The following is a 17,200-nucleotide window of genomic DNA, read 5'->3' as shown; positions in this document are numbered from 1 at the left end:
CTAATGAGTGTTTTTAGGACCAAAACTTAAATCTCCAGCATCACCTAATCCAGGTAGGATGTACGACTTTTCATTCAATTCTCTGTCAAGTGAACCTAAATAGATTTCATAATTGCCATCTAGATGGTCATCTATGTATTGAATACCTTCTGGTGTACCAATTGCAGAAGCAATAATTATTTTCTCAGGAGAACCGTTTTTTCTAATATGATGAACAGCTTTTACCATCGATCTTCCTGTTGCTAACATAGGATCAGCTAAAACTACAAACCTTCCGTTTACAGGAGGAAGTGCTTCGTAACCCATCTCTATTTCAAACTCATCACTATTTATATGTTTTCTAAAAGCACCTATGAATCCTGAATCGGAATGATCAAATACATTTAAAAACCCTTGGTGAAAAGGCAATCCAGCTCTTAAAACACTGATTATAACAGGAAAATCATGCATTAATGAAATTGAGGTAGTTTCAAGAGGAGTTTGGATTTCTTTTTGCTGATAATATAAAGATTTAGAAATTTCATAAGCTAAGATCTCAGCTAGCCTTTCTAAATTTCTCCTAAATCTATAGCGGTCTTTTTGAATGTCGATTTCTCTCAATTCGGCTATGAAGTGGTTCGCAATGCTATTTTCTTTATCTAAAATATACATTAGTGGAATTAAGGTTGACATTAAAAGCTGTCAAAACCTAAATATAATTTTATTTTTTAAGAAAAAAATTAAAAAAATGAAATATCCAGTTCCGAATTTTATTTCTCCTACTAAAAGATTTTAACTTTGCAGCACTTATGGATTATAATTTACTTAAAGAACTCTGCAGTATTCACGCTCCTTCTGGAGAAGAATACACAATGAAAAATTATCTGCTTCAATACATAAAAAAGAACCAAGCGAATTGGAAAGTACAACCTAAGCTGTATCATGGTGAAGAATTTCAGGATTGCTTAATATTAGTATTTGGTGAGCCGAGGACTGCAGTTTTTGCCCATATGGATTCTATTGGGTTTACGGTTAGGTATGAAAATCAATTGGTTCCTATCGGGGGGCCAGATGCTAAAACAGGATATAGGTTAAAAGGTGAAGATTCACTAGGGCCTATTGCTTGTGAGTTGGAGGTCAATAAAGAGAATCAGACATTCTACAAATTTGGAAGAGGGATTGACAGAGGAGCTAGTTTAACTTTTGAATGTGATTTTAGAGAGTCTGATGAATACATACAATCATGCTATTTAGATAATCGACTTGGTGTATTCAACTGTCTACAACTGGCAGAAACTTTGGAAGATGGAATGATTATTTTTTCTACCTATGAAGAGCATGGAGGTGGTTCTGTTCCATTCCTTGCCAAATTTATGGTAGAGAAATATGGCGTTTATCAAGCATTAATTTCTGACATAACATGGGTAACGGAGGGTGTAAAACATGCTGAAGGCGTTGCTATTTCGATGCGTGATAAAAGTGTTCCAAGGCAATCGTTCATTCAAATGATTCAAAACCTAGCAGAAAATTCAAACATACCCTATCAGTTAGAAGTTGAGGCAAGTGGCTCAAGCGATGGAGGGTATCTGCAAGAAACACCCTATCCTATTGACTGGTGCTTTATTGGTGCTCCTGAAGATAATGTGCATTCACCAGATGAGAAAGTTCATAAAAAGGACATCCAATCAATGGTGGAAATGTATAAATATTTAATGAGTGAATTATAAATGGTGAAGATTTTAGATAAAGAATTCATTCCATTCATCTCTGCTGATGAAATCAGTAAAAGAATCAGTGAATTAGCAGGTGAAATCAATAATTACTATCAGGATAAAGAGCCTTTGGTAGTTAGCGTTTTGAATGGTTCATTTATTTTTACTGCAGATTTAATTAGATCAATGGATATTCCAGTTGAACTTACTTTTATAAGAGTAGCTTCTTATGAAGCTTTAAAAACCACTGGTAAGGTTAGAGAAATATTAGGCCTTAAGGAAAATGTTTTTGGACGAGATTTACTGATACTAGAGGATATAGTGGATACAGGAAATACTTTAGAACATTTACTCGATGCTTTTAAGGATTTAGGAACAAAATCCATTAAAGTAGCTAGCTTACTTCATAAACCAGATGCTCAAGAAAAAGGGAATAAACCAGATTTTGTTGGTTTTGAAATTCCTAATAAGTTTGTTGTAGGATATGGGCTAGATTATGAAGGAAAAGGTAGAGAACTAAAAGAGATTTATCAATTGGCATGATAAAGCTTATGTATAAGTTGGTAACATTTATTACCTATAGGCTTGATTTAAACTATTAGCTTCAAATTCAATAAAACACCTATGGAGGTTCCAATATTCTCTACAAAGAGGAGCCTTTATTGGCAATTTTAATCATAAAACTTTTATATTTGATTTTCTTATAAATTACAATCATGTTAAATATTATACTATTTGGACCTCCTGGTGCAGGTAAAGGTACCCAAAGTGAAAAAATAATCGACAAATATAAATTAACACACATTGCAACCGGTGACTTATTCCGTAAGCATTTGGGAGAAGGGACTGACTTAGGAAAGTTAGCTCAAAAGTATATGGACGAAGGTAATTTGGTGCCTGATGAGGTGGTGATTGGAATGGTAGATGAGAAAATAAAAGAAACTCAAGCCTCAAGTGATGGCTATATTTTCGATGGTTTTCCAAGAACTGTACCTCAAGCAAATGCATTAGATACTCTTTTAGAAGAAAAGGGAGAAAAAATTGCGGGTATGATTGCTTTAGATGTTCCTGAAGAAGAATTGAAAAAAAGAATTCAAGAAAGAGGTAAAACATCAGGAAGAGCTGATGATCAAGATATAACTAAAATTGAAAATAGAATAAAGGTTTATCTTGCGGAAACTTTACCTGTTGCAAATTACTACGATGCTGAAGGAAAGTATGTAAAGATTCATGGTGTGGGTAGCATCGAGGAGATTTTTAATAATATTTCAACTGAAATTGATAAATTGAAGTAGTTGATTTCAGTCTCGAAAAGAGCCGACTCATTCAAAATGGGTCGGCTTTTTTATTTACTGCCGAATTTAACCTAAATTTGCGCCTTAAAAATTAGTCCAATGGCCAATCCAAACTTTATTGATTATGTGAAATTCTGCTCTCGCTCAGGAAAAGGTGGTGCAGGTGCTGTTTCTATGCGTAGAGAGAAACACGTTCCAAAAGGTGGGCCAGATGGAGGAAATGGTGGCCGAGGAGGAAATATTATTCTTAGAGGTAACACTCAATTATGGACATTACTCCATTTGAAATATAAGAAACATGTGATTGCAGATGCTGGTGCACCTGGAGCAGGAGCAAGAAGTTCTGGTGCTGATGGCAAAGATGTGATCTTAGAAGTTCCCTTAGGGACTGTAGCTAAAGATGCTGAGACGGGTGAAGTAAGATTTGAAATCACCGAAGAGGGAGAGGAAAAGATTTTGACCCAAGGAGGAAGAGGAGGATTAGGTAATGCTAATTTTAAAACGTCTACCAACCAGACACCACGCTATGCCCAACCTGGTGAAGATGGTATTGAAGAATGGATTATTCTTGAATTAAAGCTATTAGCAGATGTTGGCTTAGTGGGATTTCCTAATGCTGGTAAAAGCACCTTGCTTTCTGTAGTTTCTGCTGCAAAGCCAGAAATTGCTGATTATGCTTTCACAACTCTAACTCCAAATTTAGGGGTAATTCCTTACCGAGATCATAAGTCATTTGTTATGGCGGACATCCCTGGAATAATTGAGGGTGCCGCGGCAGGTAAAGGATTAGGGACTCGATTTTTAAGACATATCGAAAGAAATTCTATACTACTTTTTATGATTCCTGCAGATAGTAAGGATGTAAAGAAAGAGTATGAAATACTAATAAATGAGCTAAAAGAATATAATCCTGAGCTGCTGGATAAGAATAGACTTTTAGCGATTACAAAAGCTGATTTATTGGATGAAGAGCTAATGGAAGAGCTTAAAGTAGAAATTCCGAAAGAGCTTCCTTATGTTTTTATTTCTTCATTAACACAATTTAATATTGATCAGCTGAAAGATATGATTTGGAAGGCTTTAACCGCCTAATGTCATCTTGTCAGCTAATCTTGGCTTGGCAAAATCCTTGTTAAATATTGCTTAAAATAAGTTTAATAACATCATACAGTTATGGCTAAAGAAGAATTAGACGAAAAAGATTTGAATAAAACAGCTGAAAATGCTGAAGATATAAAAGATGAGCAGAATTCTGATGAGGAAGTAAAAGACGAGTTGACGGAAGAGGAAAAAAAAGCAGCGGCTGAAGCTCAAGCAAAGGATGAAGAATTGTCAGATTTTGAGAAGTTAGAAATAGAACTGGCAGAGTCTAAGGATAAATTCTTACGTCTTTATTCTGAATTTGAAAATTTCAGAAGAAGAAATGCAAAAGAGAGATTAGAATTAGTAAAAACTGCTTCAGAAGAGTTGATTTCTGAATTATTACCCGTTATGGATGATTTTGAACGCGCTGAGAAATCTTTTGATGACCAATCAGAAAATGATTCTTTAAAGGAAGGGTTTACGCTTATCAAAAATAAATTCGAGAAAACATTAACCAATAAAGGCTTAAAAGCTATGGATAGTGATGCAGGCATTGAATTTGATCCTGAAATCCATGAAGCAATTACCAAAATACCTGCACCTGATGAAAAATTAAAGGGCAAAGTGGTTGATGTAGTTGAAAAAGGATACCTATTGAATGACAAGGTTATCCGTTTTGCAAAAGTTGTTATAGGAGAATAAAAAGATTAAGATGGCGAAGAGAGACTATTATGATATTCTTGGTGTTAGCAAAGGGGCTTCGGATGATGAGATTAAGAAGGCTTATAGAAAAGTAGCCATCAAATTTCATCCTGATAAAAATCCTGATAACCCAGAAGCAGAGGAGAAATTTAAGGAAGCAGCGGAAGCATATGAAGTTTTAAGAGATCCACAAAAACGCCAACGATATGATCAATTTGGTCATGATGGTATGAAAGGAGGCCCTGGTGGCTTCGGTGGAGGAGGTATGAATATGGAAGATATCTTCTCTCAATTTGGTGACATCTTCGGTGGTGGCGGAGGTGGCGGCTTCGAAAGCTTCTTTGGTGGAGGCGGTGGCCGTAGAAGTAGAGGTAGAAGAGGATCTAACCTAAGAATTAAGTTGAAACTTAATTTAAAAGAGATTGCTCATGGTTGTGAAAAGAAGATTAAGGTAAACCGTCTAGTTTCTGCTGATGGTGTTACCTACAAAACTTGTGAAACCTGTGGAGGTTCTGGCCAGGTAAGAAGAGTAACGAATACTATGTTAGGACAAATGGTTTCAGCTAGTACTTGCCCTACTTGTCATGGATCAGGTAAATTTATTGATAAAAAACCACCTCATGTAGATAATACAGGTCTTCAGTCAAAAGAAGAGGTTATCAATGTAAAAATTCCTGCTGGAGTTTCAGATGGTATGCAATTATCAATGTCAGGTAAAGGAAATGAGGCACCAATGGGTGGGCCAGCCGGTGATTTGATGATCTTGATTGAGGAGTTGGAGCATGATGTATTGAAGCGTGATGGGAATAACATCATCTACGATCTTTATCTAAACTTTGTTGATGCTGTTTTAGGTACTTCTGTTGAGGTTCCAACAATTGATGGTAAAGTAAAGATTAAGATAGAAACTGGTACGCAGTCAGGTAAAATCTTAAGGTTAAGAGGCAAAGGGGTAGGAGATGTAAATGGTTACGGTAGAGGTGATCAATTAATACATGTAAATGTTTGGACTCCTAAAAAAGTCTCTGATGATGAAAAGCAAATGCTTGAAAGCATGAGAGGTTCAGATAACTTCAAACCTAATCCTACTAAAGCGGATAAAGGATTTTTTGATAGAGTAAAAGAGTTTTTTAATTGATTTGCACTCTGAGCAGAATTTGATATAAAAGCACTTTTTTAAGTTAAATTGTTAAAAAGCCACTATTTATATTTAAACAGTGGCTTTTTAAGTTTAATTAGAAAACTAAAAGATTCATGTTACCGTATTACCTCATCATGAATAGGGTATTTCAATTTTTGATGTCATTTTTATTAATGGCATTGTTTTCTATTAATCTATTAGGGCAAGAGCTGCACAAGTACTTTGAAATTAAGCACGCTAAAGCAATTGATAAAATAGATTTAAATGTATCAACCAAAGCGGGTAAGTCTTTTTTAAATTCAGTTGATTCTGATGCCCCTTTATTAATTTTAGGAGCAAGTGAGAATGATGTTGCTGCCAGTACATTTAAAATTGAGGAAATACAAAACACTCAAAAAGTTGATGCTGACCTAACTTGCAAAAGCCATATGGGCTTAAATTTTACTGAATCTGTAGCAGGCAGTATTTTTTCTTCGGATGAGAAGCCAAGCGATATGTGGCAGCTCAATCTTTCAGAACATATAACATTTAATTTATCTTTAAATTATCTTATGGGAGAAGCCAATGTTGATTTAAGTAGATTGGCTATTGAAAGGTTAAAAATAAAATCGGGCAGTGCAGATGTAAGACTTAGGTATTCTGATAAAATGATGAATAGCGTTGCTATGGATACCTTTTTCGTAAAGGTGAATTTTGGAAATATCTATGTTGAGGACTTAAATTATTCAATGGCAAAAGATGTAATTGCAGAAGTTGGTTTTGGTAATTTATCAATAGATTGCGGAAAAGACTGGAAAATTAATAGTAGAATAAATGCTTCAGTAGGAGCTGGTAATTTAAATATAATTTTACCTCCAGATGAGTTACCTGTTATCATTCGCATTCATGATTCTCCTTTATGTAATATCAAAATGGCCGATAATTTCAAAAAGATAGGTCATAATGCATTTAGTAATCAAGCTTACATAGATAATCCTGAAAATAGCATGGAGTTTATTTTAGATGTAGGAATGGGAAGCATTGCTTTTAAAACAAAGTAATTAACAATTACAAAACTTGAAATTAAGTACTTTTACCATTAGCATTTCATAAATGCTACCACCTCCAAAAGATATAAAGGAGTACTTTATCTTATAAATTGTTAATAATACAAGCTATAAGAATATTTTTTTGAATTCTTATGGCTATTTGATGAACACTCATATAATGGAAGGGGGATAATTATTTGTACTACACTCCTTTTAAAAAATTAATAAAATGCAGTTCAAAAATTTTTAGTTTAATTTTTATCTGGCCAAAGGTTATAATATCTCAACGCCTATAGCAAATAAAGTCTAATTCAGAAATCTTTCGCTAGGTGGGTTTATTTTACAAATTCGTAGTATAGTACTAGAAACCGGACTGTTAGTCTCTATTTTTCACTATTTTGAGCATTTTTTTTAATACTTTTTATTAAAATTACAGATAGTTAATTTTTATCTGACCTAGTTGTGAAATTTTTTAAAATACTTTTCAAATTAATATCAGGGATATTACTACTCCTTCTAATTGCAATTTCATTTATTTTTTTAGTTGAGTATTACAATAGCAGCTATTTAGAGATAGATGATCATAATTCAACCAATGATCTGATTATATCTAATGTGAATGTAATCCCTATGACTGCTGATACTATTTATAAAAATCAAACTGTCATTATTAAAGATGGTATAATCAATAGCATTCAAAGTAAAACTCAATTACAAGAAGGTATAGAAGTAATAGATGGTTCCAATAAATTTTTAGCTCCTGGATTAATTGATATGCATGTTCACGTATGGGATGAATATGAATTGGGGCTTTATTTGGCAAATGGGGTTACAGCAGTCAGAAATGTATGGGGGTTACCCATGCATTTAAGATTAAAAGAGTCAATAAATGCTGAAGAAATCTATTCACCTAATTTTTATACTTCAGGCCCTAAGTTAACAGGTCCAGAATTTATAGGTGATGATAATTTGAATCTTACTAACCCAAAAGAGGCTGCAAATAAAATTATTGATTACAAAAAAAGAGGCTATGATTTTATAAAAACTTACTATGGTTTAACTCCTGAGATTTATGATGCCATAATTGATCAGGCCAAAAGTTCTGATATAGACATCATTGCTCACCCTTCTCAGAAAGTCCCGTATTCCTATCATTTTAATAATCAAATTAAGTCGATTGAACATGCAGAGGATATCGTTCAACAGCCACTAAATTATTCATTGGATACTTTAAAACTTAAAGAAGTAGTCTCTGATTTTGCAGATTATGGTAAAGCCAATTTCTGTCCCACTTTAGTTGTTTATAATAATATTTACCAAATGCTAATTGATGATAACATACTGCAAGAGGACAGAATGAATTATATGAATCCATTGATAAAAATGGTGGATAGTGAAGCGCAATTTAACAGATGGCAAAACTCAAAATCAAATGATAGTTCAGTAGTCTCAAATATTAAAGCTCAACATGATTTTCATTTAAAAATTGTAAAAGATTTAAATGATGCGGGTGTAAATATAATATGCGGAACGGATGCAGGAATCGGAGTTACAATGCCTGGTAAATCAATTCATAAAGAGCTCCAATTTTATTCCGAAGCAGGCTTATCAAATTTTGAGGTGCTGAAAACAGCAACTATAAATGCTGCTAATACACATGAGTTAATGTCCAATATGGGTACTATCGAAAAGGCTAAAATTGCTAATCTCATTTTATTAAATGATAATCCATTAGAAGATCTTTCAACCCTCCAAAATCCTGCTGCGGTTATCATAAATGGGCACTATCTTTCTCAAGAATTTTTAGAACTACTAAAACAAGAAGCACTTGAAAGAAATAACTTACTGTACACTGCCCTTTTTTATTTAGAGAATTTGTTAGTTGAGAAGTAATGTTTCAAGCCAGCAATTTCAATTTCAATATTGAAATCTAAGTTTATTATTCTATTTTTAAATCATGACAGACTTAGATATTGCAAGCCAGTGCAAACTGGAACCCATCACTAAAATAGCAGATAAGCTTGGCCTTAATGCTGAAGAAATTGAAATGTATGGTAAGTATAAAGCCAAGTTACCGCTCAATAAAATTAATGAGGAGAAATTAAATAAAAGCAAGCTAATTTTAGTAACCGCTATTTCGCCCACTCCTGCCGGTGAGGGTAAAACCACCATATCAATAGGCTTATCAGAAGGCCTTAACAAACTAGGGAAGCAAACTACTGTTGTGCTTAGGGAACCATCCTTAGGTCCTGTTTTTGGGATAAAAGGAGGTGCTACAGGAGGAGGCTATTCTCAAGTTTTACCTATGGAAGATATTAATCTTCATTTTACTGGAGATTTTTCTGCAATAGAAAAAGCACATAATCTTCTTGCTGCCATCATTGATAATAATCTTCAAAGCAAAACCAATTCTTTAGGAATTGATCCACGTACCGTTGTATGGAAGCGAGTTATGGATTTAAATGACAGAGCCTTACGAAATGTAGTGATTGGTTTAGGAGGCACCACCTCTGGAGTGCCTAGAGAAACAGGCTTCGATATTACAGCTGCTTCGGAGATAATGGCTATTCTTTGTTTGTCAAAAGATTTAGAGAATCTAAAGGAAAGACTAGGTAATATTTTTGTAGGCTATACTTTTGATAAGAAACCTATTTATGCTAGAGACTTAAAAGCAGAAGGAGCAATGACAGCTCTTTTAAAAGATGCCATTAAACCAAATTTAGTGCAGACTATTGAAGGGAATCCAGCTATTATACATGGAGGGCCTTTTGCCAACATCGCTCAAGGTACAAACACGGTAATAGCCACCAAAATGGGGATGTCATTATCAGATTATACCGTTACAGAAGCTGGTTTTGGATTTGATTTAGGGGGAGAGAAATTCTTTAATATTAAATGTCAGAGTTCCGGTTTAAAGCCTAAAGCAGTGGTACTAACCGCTACAATTCGAGCATTAAAATATCATGGTGGAGCTGATTTACAAGATTTGAAAAACTCTAATGTTGAAGCCGTTAAAAAAGGCTTACCCAACTTAGAAAAGCATCTGGAGAATATTCAGAAGTTTGGGATTACTCCAGTCATTGCGATTAATAAGTTTCAAACGGATGATGAGGAAGAGATAAAAGTTATAACTGATTTTGCATCTAAAAAAGAGCTTCCTGTAGCGGTAGCAGATGTATGGGCAAAAGGAGGTGAAGGGGCTTTAGATCTTGGAAATGAAGTTATTAAAGTGATTGAAAAAAATCATGTTGACTTTAAACCTCTATACGATTGGGATAAATCAGTAGAGGAAAAAATTGCAACTATAGCTACAAAAATATATGGAGCTGAACATGTAGAATACGGTGCAAAGGCCAGAGCTGCTTTAAAAAGAATTTACGATTTAAAATTAGATAAACTGCCGATATGTGTAGCCAAAACACAGAAATCTCTTTCAGATGATCCTAAACTGTTAGGAAGACCTAAAGATTTTATTTTAAAAGTAAGAGAAATAGAAATTGCTGCTGGTGCAGGTTTTATTATCCCTATTACAGGTGATATAATGAGAATGCCGGGATTGCCTGCCCATCCTGCATCTGAAAATATTGATGTTAATTCAGAGGGTGAAATTGTAGGCTTATTCTAGTATTAAAGCTGAATAGAAATCTTTTAGGTATATGAAGGTAAATTATTTTAATTTCTGACTTTCAGTTAGGAATTAAAATTACCTTTGCATCAACTTAAAGCAGAAAAATTAAAGGTTTTGCAACAACATTATAGAAGCAATACGAGACATATACTTCAGTCGCTTAAATATTTAAAGAGGAATTTACTTATGCTTCCTCTTTTAATGCTTTTTTCTATTCCTATTGCCTATTATGTTAAGGGATACAGCTGGGAAGAATCATTAATAGTAGGTCCTCTTTTTAATTTTTCAGCTTTTATTTTATTGGGATGTATTCCTACATTTCTTATTCATAGATCCCATTATATCAACAATAAAGATTTTAGTCTATTTGTAGACAAAATAAGTGGTAAGATCACAATTAATGAAGATAAACAATATGACATTGATTCATTAGAGTTTATTGAACATTTAGCTATTTCCAAAAAAAGAAAGGAAGATGGCAAGTTCAGGTTAATAACGCCATGGTCCAATTATTCCTATTTAAAAGTAATCACACCTGATAATAACCAATATAAGATAAGCTCTAATGTAGTTTGCAGTTCAGAGCTACCCATAAGGGTTCATAGTAGGGAATACACGCTTTGGCCATCCATTAGATGATAAAATGACAATATTTAACTGTTTGTTTAGTTAGATAATCATAATATTGTAAATAAACATATTCTATTATGATGAACGTATCATTAAAAATGAAGTCTGCTCCATTTGTATTGTTGGTTATTAGTGTAGTATCCTGTTCAAAATTTAGTAGGGAAATAAAAGAGATTGATTATTCTTCACCTTATCCTTTAAGTTCAACTTTAGAAGATAAACTAGAGCAGGATACTTTGGCTTGGAGATATCAGATTTCTGCAGATGATTTTGCTAGAAATGGTGATTATAGGAATGCTATAGATAAATGGGATTCTGCAAGGCATTCTAGGAAAACAGATGTTTCTAAGGCCGAAATTGATTCAATTAATAATAGATATTCGGTTAAAAACGCTAAAGAATACATTCTTGAAAAGGCAAAAGAAAATCAGATTGTCATTATAAATGAAGCTCATCACAATTCAAGGCACAGAGTCTTTACTAAATCATTACTAAGTGATCTGTATAAATTAGGTTATAGAAACTTAGGATTAGAAGCACTAAACAATGGAAAGGCTCTAGATTCAGCTTTGAATGATCGGGGTTTTCCTATTCAGGAATCAGGTTATTATGTTCAAGATCCTCAGTTTGGTAATATGGTTCGAACTGCGTTGGAATTAGGGTATAATGTATTTGCTTATGAAAATTTCGAAGGTGGAGGTCAAATAGATCGTGAGAAGGGACAGGCAAATAATATTGCACAAGTGATAAAAAATAAGCCAAATGAAAAATTTTTAATTCATTGTGGATTTGCTCATGCTCTTGAAGGACCATATCCACATTGGGGTAAGGCTATGGCTCAGCGCGTAAAAGATATTACTGGAATTGATCCTTACACTATTAATCAAACAGCATATAATGAAAAGAGTCATCCAGATTTAAATCCGCCAATTTTAAAAGCGATAGATATAAATGAATCCTCAGTATTAATAGATCAAAATAATGAAGCAATAAAGTATCAAAGAGGACAGGCATATACTGATTTAGTGATTCTACACCCCACAACTGAATATATAAATAACAGACCAGAATGGCTTTTTGATAATGGAAATCAACAAGTGAATATTCAGTTAGATGAAATTGAACTTGAACCCCCATTTATGATTCTAGCTTATAAGGAAGGGGAGGATATCCATAAAGGTATTCCCATGGATATTTCTGAAGTAAAGAAAGGTAGATCATCTGCAATGCTTGCCTTACCAAAAGGAGAATATACTATGATAGTAACAGATGAAATCAAGTCTTTCAAATTTAACCATAAAGTAAAATAGTTCTTTCAATGATGATGTTAGCTTTAGCTTAATGTTTTAGTTATTTTAACATGGTAGCTATTTAAATTTTATTATCATGAAAGGAATAATTAAAAACTTAGCACCTCATATTTTCCTAATTGATGGTGTAGGTGCATTTTTAACTGCTATCAACACCGGTATAATTTTCATCTTAATTCAAGAGTGGATTGGTATGCCATATCAAGTATTGATTCCTTTGGCAATTATTGCAGCGGTGTTTTGTTTATATTCGTTAGGGTGTCACTTTTTTTTGAAAAGAAATCGAAGAAACTATTTAAGAGCTATCGCAATAGGGAATTTAATGTACATAAGCTTAACCGCTATTCTGGTTTACCTCCATTTTGATAGACTTGAGATTTTAGGTGTTATTTATTTTATAAGTGAAATGACAATTGTTTCAATTTTGATATACATAGAGTTTAGCATTTCAAAAATAATTGATTTAAATCAGTAAGCTCACTTAAATTTTTCCGTAATTATTCTCATAAAATCAATGACATTTTTCATTAAATCTAGCTGTTTTTGATTTCGAATTTTTCCATAGAATGAAAATTGTAAATATTTCTCTTTTGTAATACTCCTGAAATCAAAACCTTGATAAAAACTATCCTCAAGTTTAATTAAAAACTCCTGCAGGGCTTGATCATCTAAAATTAATTTTAGTTTTTCTGCTTCTTTGGAATGACAAAAGAATTTTTTGTCAAACTTTGCATTGCCAATTTCAATATCCTGATAACCTAATGGTTTCATTGCTTGCATAGCCCAATTATCAAGATACACTTCAAAGTCAAAATCAATGGGCGAATTTTTAAAAGTAATTAAAGTCCAATCACCCTTACCTAAGTCTCGAATCTTGAAATCATTTAGTCTATCCTCACTGTATACAACTTCAGATCCGTTAACATTTCCAGAAAGGGTATATTCTTTGTTTGGTCCTTCATCTCGAAATGAAATATTGAATCCTAAATTTTTAGCAAATTGATTAAATAATTCACCTCTTTTTTTCTTCTTATTTAGTGAATAGAAAACACCAAAAATCAACAGTAAAATAAAAATAATAAGTATTATCAATACGGGATGCATGACCTAATATACTATTTTTAATGAAAAGGTCAATTCCCATTGAAAGAGGAAATTGTTATATTGATTATGTAATCATTAAAACTCCAGTCATATGCGGTATCTAAATAAATTATTGTGCTTGATTATACTTTGTGTTAGCACAAATTTATATTCTCAATCCTTAATTGGTTCTTGGGAACATACTGAGATTAATTCAAATGGAGATACAATTAAAAGTATAGTAAGCTTTGCAGATGGATTTCAATCACTATGTGTGTTTAATGCAACTAAAGGTATTTTCCTTCATACTAATGGTGGAGCATGGAGCTTGGAAGATGATAGGTTAACTGAAAAGGTTGAATATCATTCTGACAGTTCTAATTACGTAGGGCAGCAAATAACATTTAAAATCATCTTAACTGATAGTACTTTACAAATAGCAGGAGAGGATGAAGTTTTTAAAAGGCTTGATGATGGAACTCCAGGTGATTTAAATGGTGCTTGGTTAATGTCGGGCAGAAAAAGAAATGGAGAAATTCAGCAAAGAGACACTGATAAACCAAGAAAAACTATGAAGATTTTGTCGGGCACTCGTTTTCAATGGATTGCCTACAATACCGAGACTAAACAGTTTTTGGCTACAGGAGGAGGAACTTATACCACTGAAAATGGTGAGTATATTGAAAATATTGAATTTTTCTCACGTGATGATTCCAGATCAGGCGCTAGCTTAAAGTTTAATTATGAATTGAAAAATGATGATTGGCATCATTCCGGCCTTTCCAGTAAAGGCGATCCTATTTATGAAATATGGACGAGACGCCAATAATATATACTAAGAAGTTAATTTAGGCAGTATGAATAAAATTAGCCGAAAGAGAAATAAAGATTTAGGACTTGGTGAATTAATAGCTATCGCATTAGGAGGTATGGTTGGTGGCGGTATATTTTCTATTTTAGGAATAGCCACTGAAAACATAGGAAACGCAACGCCTATTGCAATTTTAGTAGGTGGAATTTTAGCTTTTTTTGCAGCTTATTCATATGTGAAATTAGCTCTCCTATATAAAGATGAGGGGGCAACTTATTCTTTTTTTAAAAAAACGTTCCCACATAGTAAGGTTGCTTCATCTGTAATAGGTTGGCTCATTGTTTTTGGTTATATCAGTACACTTGCACTGTACGCTTTTACTTTTGCTTCCTATTTCTGTAGTCAGTTTGAATATCTGAATAATGTTATATGGCAAAAATTAATTGCAGCTTTTGTGATCATATCTTTTGCAATTGTGAATTTGGTGAGTGTAAAGGGAATGGGAAAGATAGAGGACATATTAGTTTATTCTAAAATCATTATTCTTCTGTTCATCTCAGGTTTATTGGCAGGTAAAGCGGATATAAAAAACTTACAACCTATCATTGAAACCAATACAACTTTAGGTAGTATTCTACTGGTAGCTGCAATTACATTTGTGGCTTATGAAGGGTTTCAATTGGTAATTCATGCTTATGATGAAATGGATCGTCCTAAAAGAAATATTCCAATTGCCATCTACTCTTCTATCAGCATCGCTACTTTATTATATATATTATTGGCAGTCGCAGCATTAGGCACCATTCCGAAAGAAATAATTATTTCGGATAAAGAATATGCCTTGGCCGCTGGTGCAAAAACTTATCTAGGAAATTTTGGCCAGTTTTTCGTAATCTTCGGTGCCCTATTAGCAACTTCAAGTGCTATAAGTGGGACATTATTCGGCTCCTCTCGACTTATGGCTGTTATTGCAAATGATGGATATTTTCCGAGATTACTGTCTAAAAAAATTAAAAAGCATATACCATACATCGCAATTATTACGATCAGTTTAATGGCAATATTATTGGTTGTTTCTGGGGGATTACAAGTGATATTAGAATTTGGAAGTATTACATTTATTATAGTTTCATTTTTAATGGCCTATTCTAATTATAAGAAAAGACATAAAACTAATTCATCCTGGTTGCTTACAATCATTGCATTAGTAGGACTATTTTTTGCAGGGGTACTGATTATTTATTTTGAGTTCAGTGAAAACAAAAGCCAATTTATTTTTATAATTGTTATTTACGGATTACTGGCTTTAGGGGCATATTTCTTTTCAAGAAAAAACTAATCACCCCTCATATTCAAACTCCCCATGCTCACTTTTAATAGTGACTTTTTTGCTCTCAGATGCTTCTACTCGACCGATTACTTGAGCTTCAATGTTGAATGATTTTGAGATATCAATAATCTGTTGAGCATCTGCCTCATCAACATATAATTCCATTCTGTGGCCCATATTGAATACCTTATACATCTCTTTCCAATCTGTATTTGATTCTTCTTGAATCATTTTGAAAAGAGGAGGGGTTGGTAGCATATTATCTTTGATTACATGTACATTTTCTACAAAATGTAAGACCTTCGTTTGTGCACCCCCACTACAATGAACCATACCCTGCACTTTCCCAGGTAATTCTTCTAATACTTTTTTAATAACGGGAGCGTAGGTTCTTGTAGGAGATAAAACTAGTTTTCCGGCATCCAATTCTACTCCATCTATTTGGTCAGTCAATTTTTTACTTCCTGAATAAATCAATGCTTTATCTACGGCAGGATCGAAACTTTCAGGATATTTCTCCATTAAATACTTATCGAACACATCATGACGAGCTGAAGTAAGTCCGTTACTTCCCATCCCCCCATTGTATTCATTTTCATAAGTTGCCTGTCCATATGAAGCTAAGCCTACGATTACTTGACCCGCTTTAATATTGTCATTGGAAATAACATCGGCTCTTTTCATGCGAGCGGTAACTGTACTATCTACTATAATTGTTCTTACTAAATCTCCAACATCAGCAGTTTCACCACCTGTGCTGATAATATTAACCCCATTGTCTCTAAGCATCTGCAAAACCTCTTCCGTTCCATTGATAATTGCAGAAATTACTTCTCCAGGAATAAGGTTTTTATTTCTTCCAATTGTAGAGGAGAGTAAAATTTTATCCGTACAGCCCACGCACAATAAATCATCAATATTCATAATGATCGCATCTTGCGCTATACCTTTCCAAACAGAAATATCTCCTGTTTCCTTCCAGTACATATAAGCCAATGAAGATTTTGTACCTGCGCCATCAGCATGCATGATGGTGCAATACTTGTCATCACCTGTTAAATGATCAGGAACAATCTTACAAAAAGCTTGAGGGAAAAGCCCTTTATCAAGGTTTTTGATTGCATTATGTACATCTTCTTTTGATGCTGAGACTCCGCGTTGGTTATATCTATCAGACATGGATTTAAAATTTATCCAAAATTAAGGGGATTGGAGAAAGTAAACTAATTCAAAGTGGATTTTTATGATATGCTCATTTTTAAATATGGTTTTATTCAAAAAGTAATTCTGTGTTGCCTTTTCAGAATCCCAACAATTTATTTACTTTTATTCTATACCAAAACCTACAGACTATAGTCAGATTTGGAAATTTCCCGCAGGTTTTGAAAATTATAAATTAGATATAAGCACCAAGTGGTAACTGTATCCGAAATATTTACGGAATACGTGCACCTTGGGTGTACGTATT

17 protein-coding genes are annotated in these 17,200 nt (G+C 33.5%); 14 read left to right on the top strand and 3 right to left on the bottom strand.

The genetic code is table 11. The annotated features are described in order from the left end of the window. The gene (gene upp, locus QYS48_RS05200; protein WP_308358425.1) at positions 1-651 is read right to left on the bottom strand and encodes a uracil phosphoribosyltransferase; all 651 of its coding nucleotides are present in this window, start codon (positions 649-651) and stop codon (positions 1-3) included. Between the two features lie 137 nt (positions 652-788). On the opposite strand from upp, the gene QYS48_RS05195 reads away from it, so the two are divergent. The 12 genes from QYS48_RS05195 to QYS48_RS05140 all read left to right on the top strand — a co-directional run bounded on the left by QYS48_RS05195 (position 789) and on the right by QYS48_RS05140 (position 12,983). Next, entirely contained in the window at positions 789-1,706 is a 918-nt protein-coding gene (locus QYS48_RS05195) for a M20/M25/M40 family metallo-hydrolase (protein ID WP_308357815.1), read from the top strand. Next, positions 1,707-2,234, top strand: a complete 528-nt coding sequence (gene hpt, locus QYS48_RS05190; RefSeq protein ID WP_308357814.1) for a hypoxanthine phosphoribosyltransferase — start codon at positions 1,707-1,709, stop codon at positions 2,232-2,234. A 173-nt stretch (positions 2,235-2,407) separates the two neighbouring features. Next, positions 2,408-2,986: an adenylate kinase gene (locus QYS48_RS05185; protein ID WP_308357813.1), complete on the top strand. Its 579-nt coding sequence runs from the start codon at positions 2,408-2,410 to the stop codon at positions 2,984-2,986. A 99-nt stretch (positions 2,987-3,085) separates the two neighbouring features. Continuing rightward, positions 3,086-4,078, top strand: coding sequence for a GTPase ObgE (obgE, locus tag QYS48_RS05180; RefSeq protein ID WP_308357812.1), 993 nt, complete (start codon positions 3,086-3,088; stop codon positions 4,076-4,078). A gap of 81 nt (positions 4,079-4,159) precedes the next feature. Beyond that, complete coding sequence (locus QYS48_RS05175) at positions 4,160-4,771, top strand: nucleotide exchange factor GrpE (protein ID WP_308357811.1); 612 nt, start codon at positions 4,160-4,162, stop codon at positions 4,769-4,771. Between the two features lie 10 nt (positions 4,772-4,781). After that, entirely contained in the window at positions 4,782-5,909 is a 1,128-nt protein-coding gene (gene dnaJ, locus QYS48_RS05170; protein WP_308357810.1) for a molecular chaperone DnaJ, read from the top strand. A 161-nt stretch (positions 5,910-6,070) separates the two neighbouring features. After that, positions 6,071-6,952, top strand: coding sequence for a hypothetical protein (locus QYS48_RS05165; RefSeq protein WP_308357809.1), 882 nt, complete (start codon positions 6,071-6,073; stop codon positions 6,950-6,952). 450 nt (positions 6,953-7,402) lie between these two features. Further along, positions 7,403-8,833 carry an amidohydrolase family protein gene (locus QYS48_RS05160; protein ID WP_308357808.1) on the top strand — a complete coding sequence of 477 codons (1,431 nt, stop codon included), beginning with the start codon at positions 7,403-7,405 and terminating at the stop codon, positions 8,831-8,833. Positions 8,834-8,897: 64 nt separating this feature from the next. After that, positions 8,898-10,565 (top strand): formate--tetrahydrofolate ligase, encoded by a 1,668-nt coding sequence (locus QYS48_RS05155; RefSeq protein ID WP_308357807.1) that lies wholly within the window; start codon positions 8,898-8,900, stop codon positions 10,563-10,565. 189 nt (positions 10,566-10,754) lie between these two features. After that, positions 10,755-11,207 carry a hypothetical protein gene (locus tag QYS48_RS05150; RefSeq protein ID WP_308357806.1) on the top strand — a complete coding sequence of 151 codons (453 nt, stop codon included), beginning with the start codon at positions 10,755-10,757 and terminating at the stop codon, positions 11,205-11,207. 68 nt (positions 11,208-11,275) lie between these two features. Then, positions 11,276-12,508: a hypothetical protein gene (locus QYS48_RS05145; protein WP_308357805.1), complete on the top strand. Its 1,233-nt coding sequence runs from the start codon at positions 11,276-11,278 to the stop codon at positions 12,506-12,508. Between the two features lie 76 nt (positions 12,509-12,584). Then, the gene (locus QYS48_RS05140) at positions 12,585-12,983 is read left to right on the top strand and encodes a hypothetical protein (protein WP_308357804.1); all 399 of its coding nucleotides are present in this window, start codon (positions 12,585-12,587) and stop codon (positions 12,981-12,983) included. 2 nt (positions 12,984-12,985) lie between these two features. Here QYS48_RS05140 and QYS48_RS05135 read toward each other — a convergent pair whose 3' ends face one another. Further along, positions 12,986-13,612 (bottom strand): hypothetical protein, encoded by a 627-nt coding sequence (locus tag QYS48_RS05135; RefSeq protein WP_308357803.1) that lies wholly within the window; start codon positions 13,610-13,612, stop codon positions 12,986-12,988. A 91-nt stretch (positions 13,613-13,703) separates the two neighbouring features. Between QYS48_RS05135 and QYS48_RS05130 the strand changes: the two genes are divergently transcribed. Both QYS48_RS05130 and QYS48_RS05125 read left to right on the top strand, forming a co-directional pair. Further along, positions 13,704-14,420 carry a hypothetical protein gene (locus QYS48_RS05130; RefSeq protein ID WP_308357802.1) on the top strand — a complete coding sequence of 239 codons (717 nt, stop codon included), beginning with the start codon at positions 13,704-13,706 and terminating at the stop codon, positions 14,418-14,420. Positions 14,421-14,448: 28 nt separating this feature from the next. Next, complete coding sequence (locus QYS48_RS05125) at positions 14,449-15,741, top strand: amino acid permease (protein WP_308357801.1); 1,293 nt, start codon at positions 14,449-14,451, stop codon at positions 15,739-15,741. Here QYS48_RS05125 and QYS48_RS05120 read toward each other — a convergent pair whose 3' ends face one another. After that, a complete protein-coding gene (locus tag QYS48_RS05120; RefSeq protein ID WP_302103277.1) occupies positions 15,742-16,911 on the bottom strand; it encodes an AIR synthase-related protein in 1,170 nt (389 codons plus the stop codon). It abuts the gene before it with no gap. Positions 16,912-17,200 lie beyond the last annotated feature (289 nt).

Source organism: Marivirga arenosa, assembly GCF_030503895.2.
GTDB lineage: Bacteria > Bacteroidota > Bacteroidia > Cytophagales > Cyclobacteriaceae > Marivirga > Marivirga arenosa.
The sequence above is the reverse complement of the archived record's forward strand: the minus strand, read 5'-3'. Positions and strand labels throughout refer to the sequence as shown.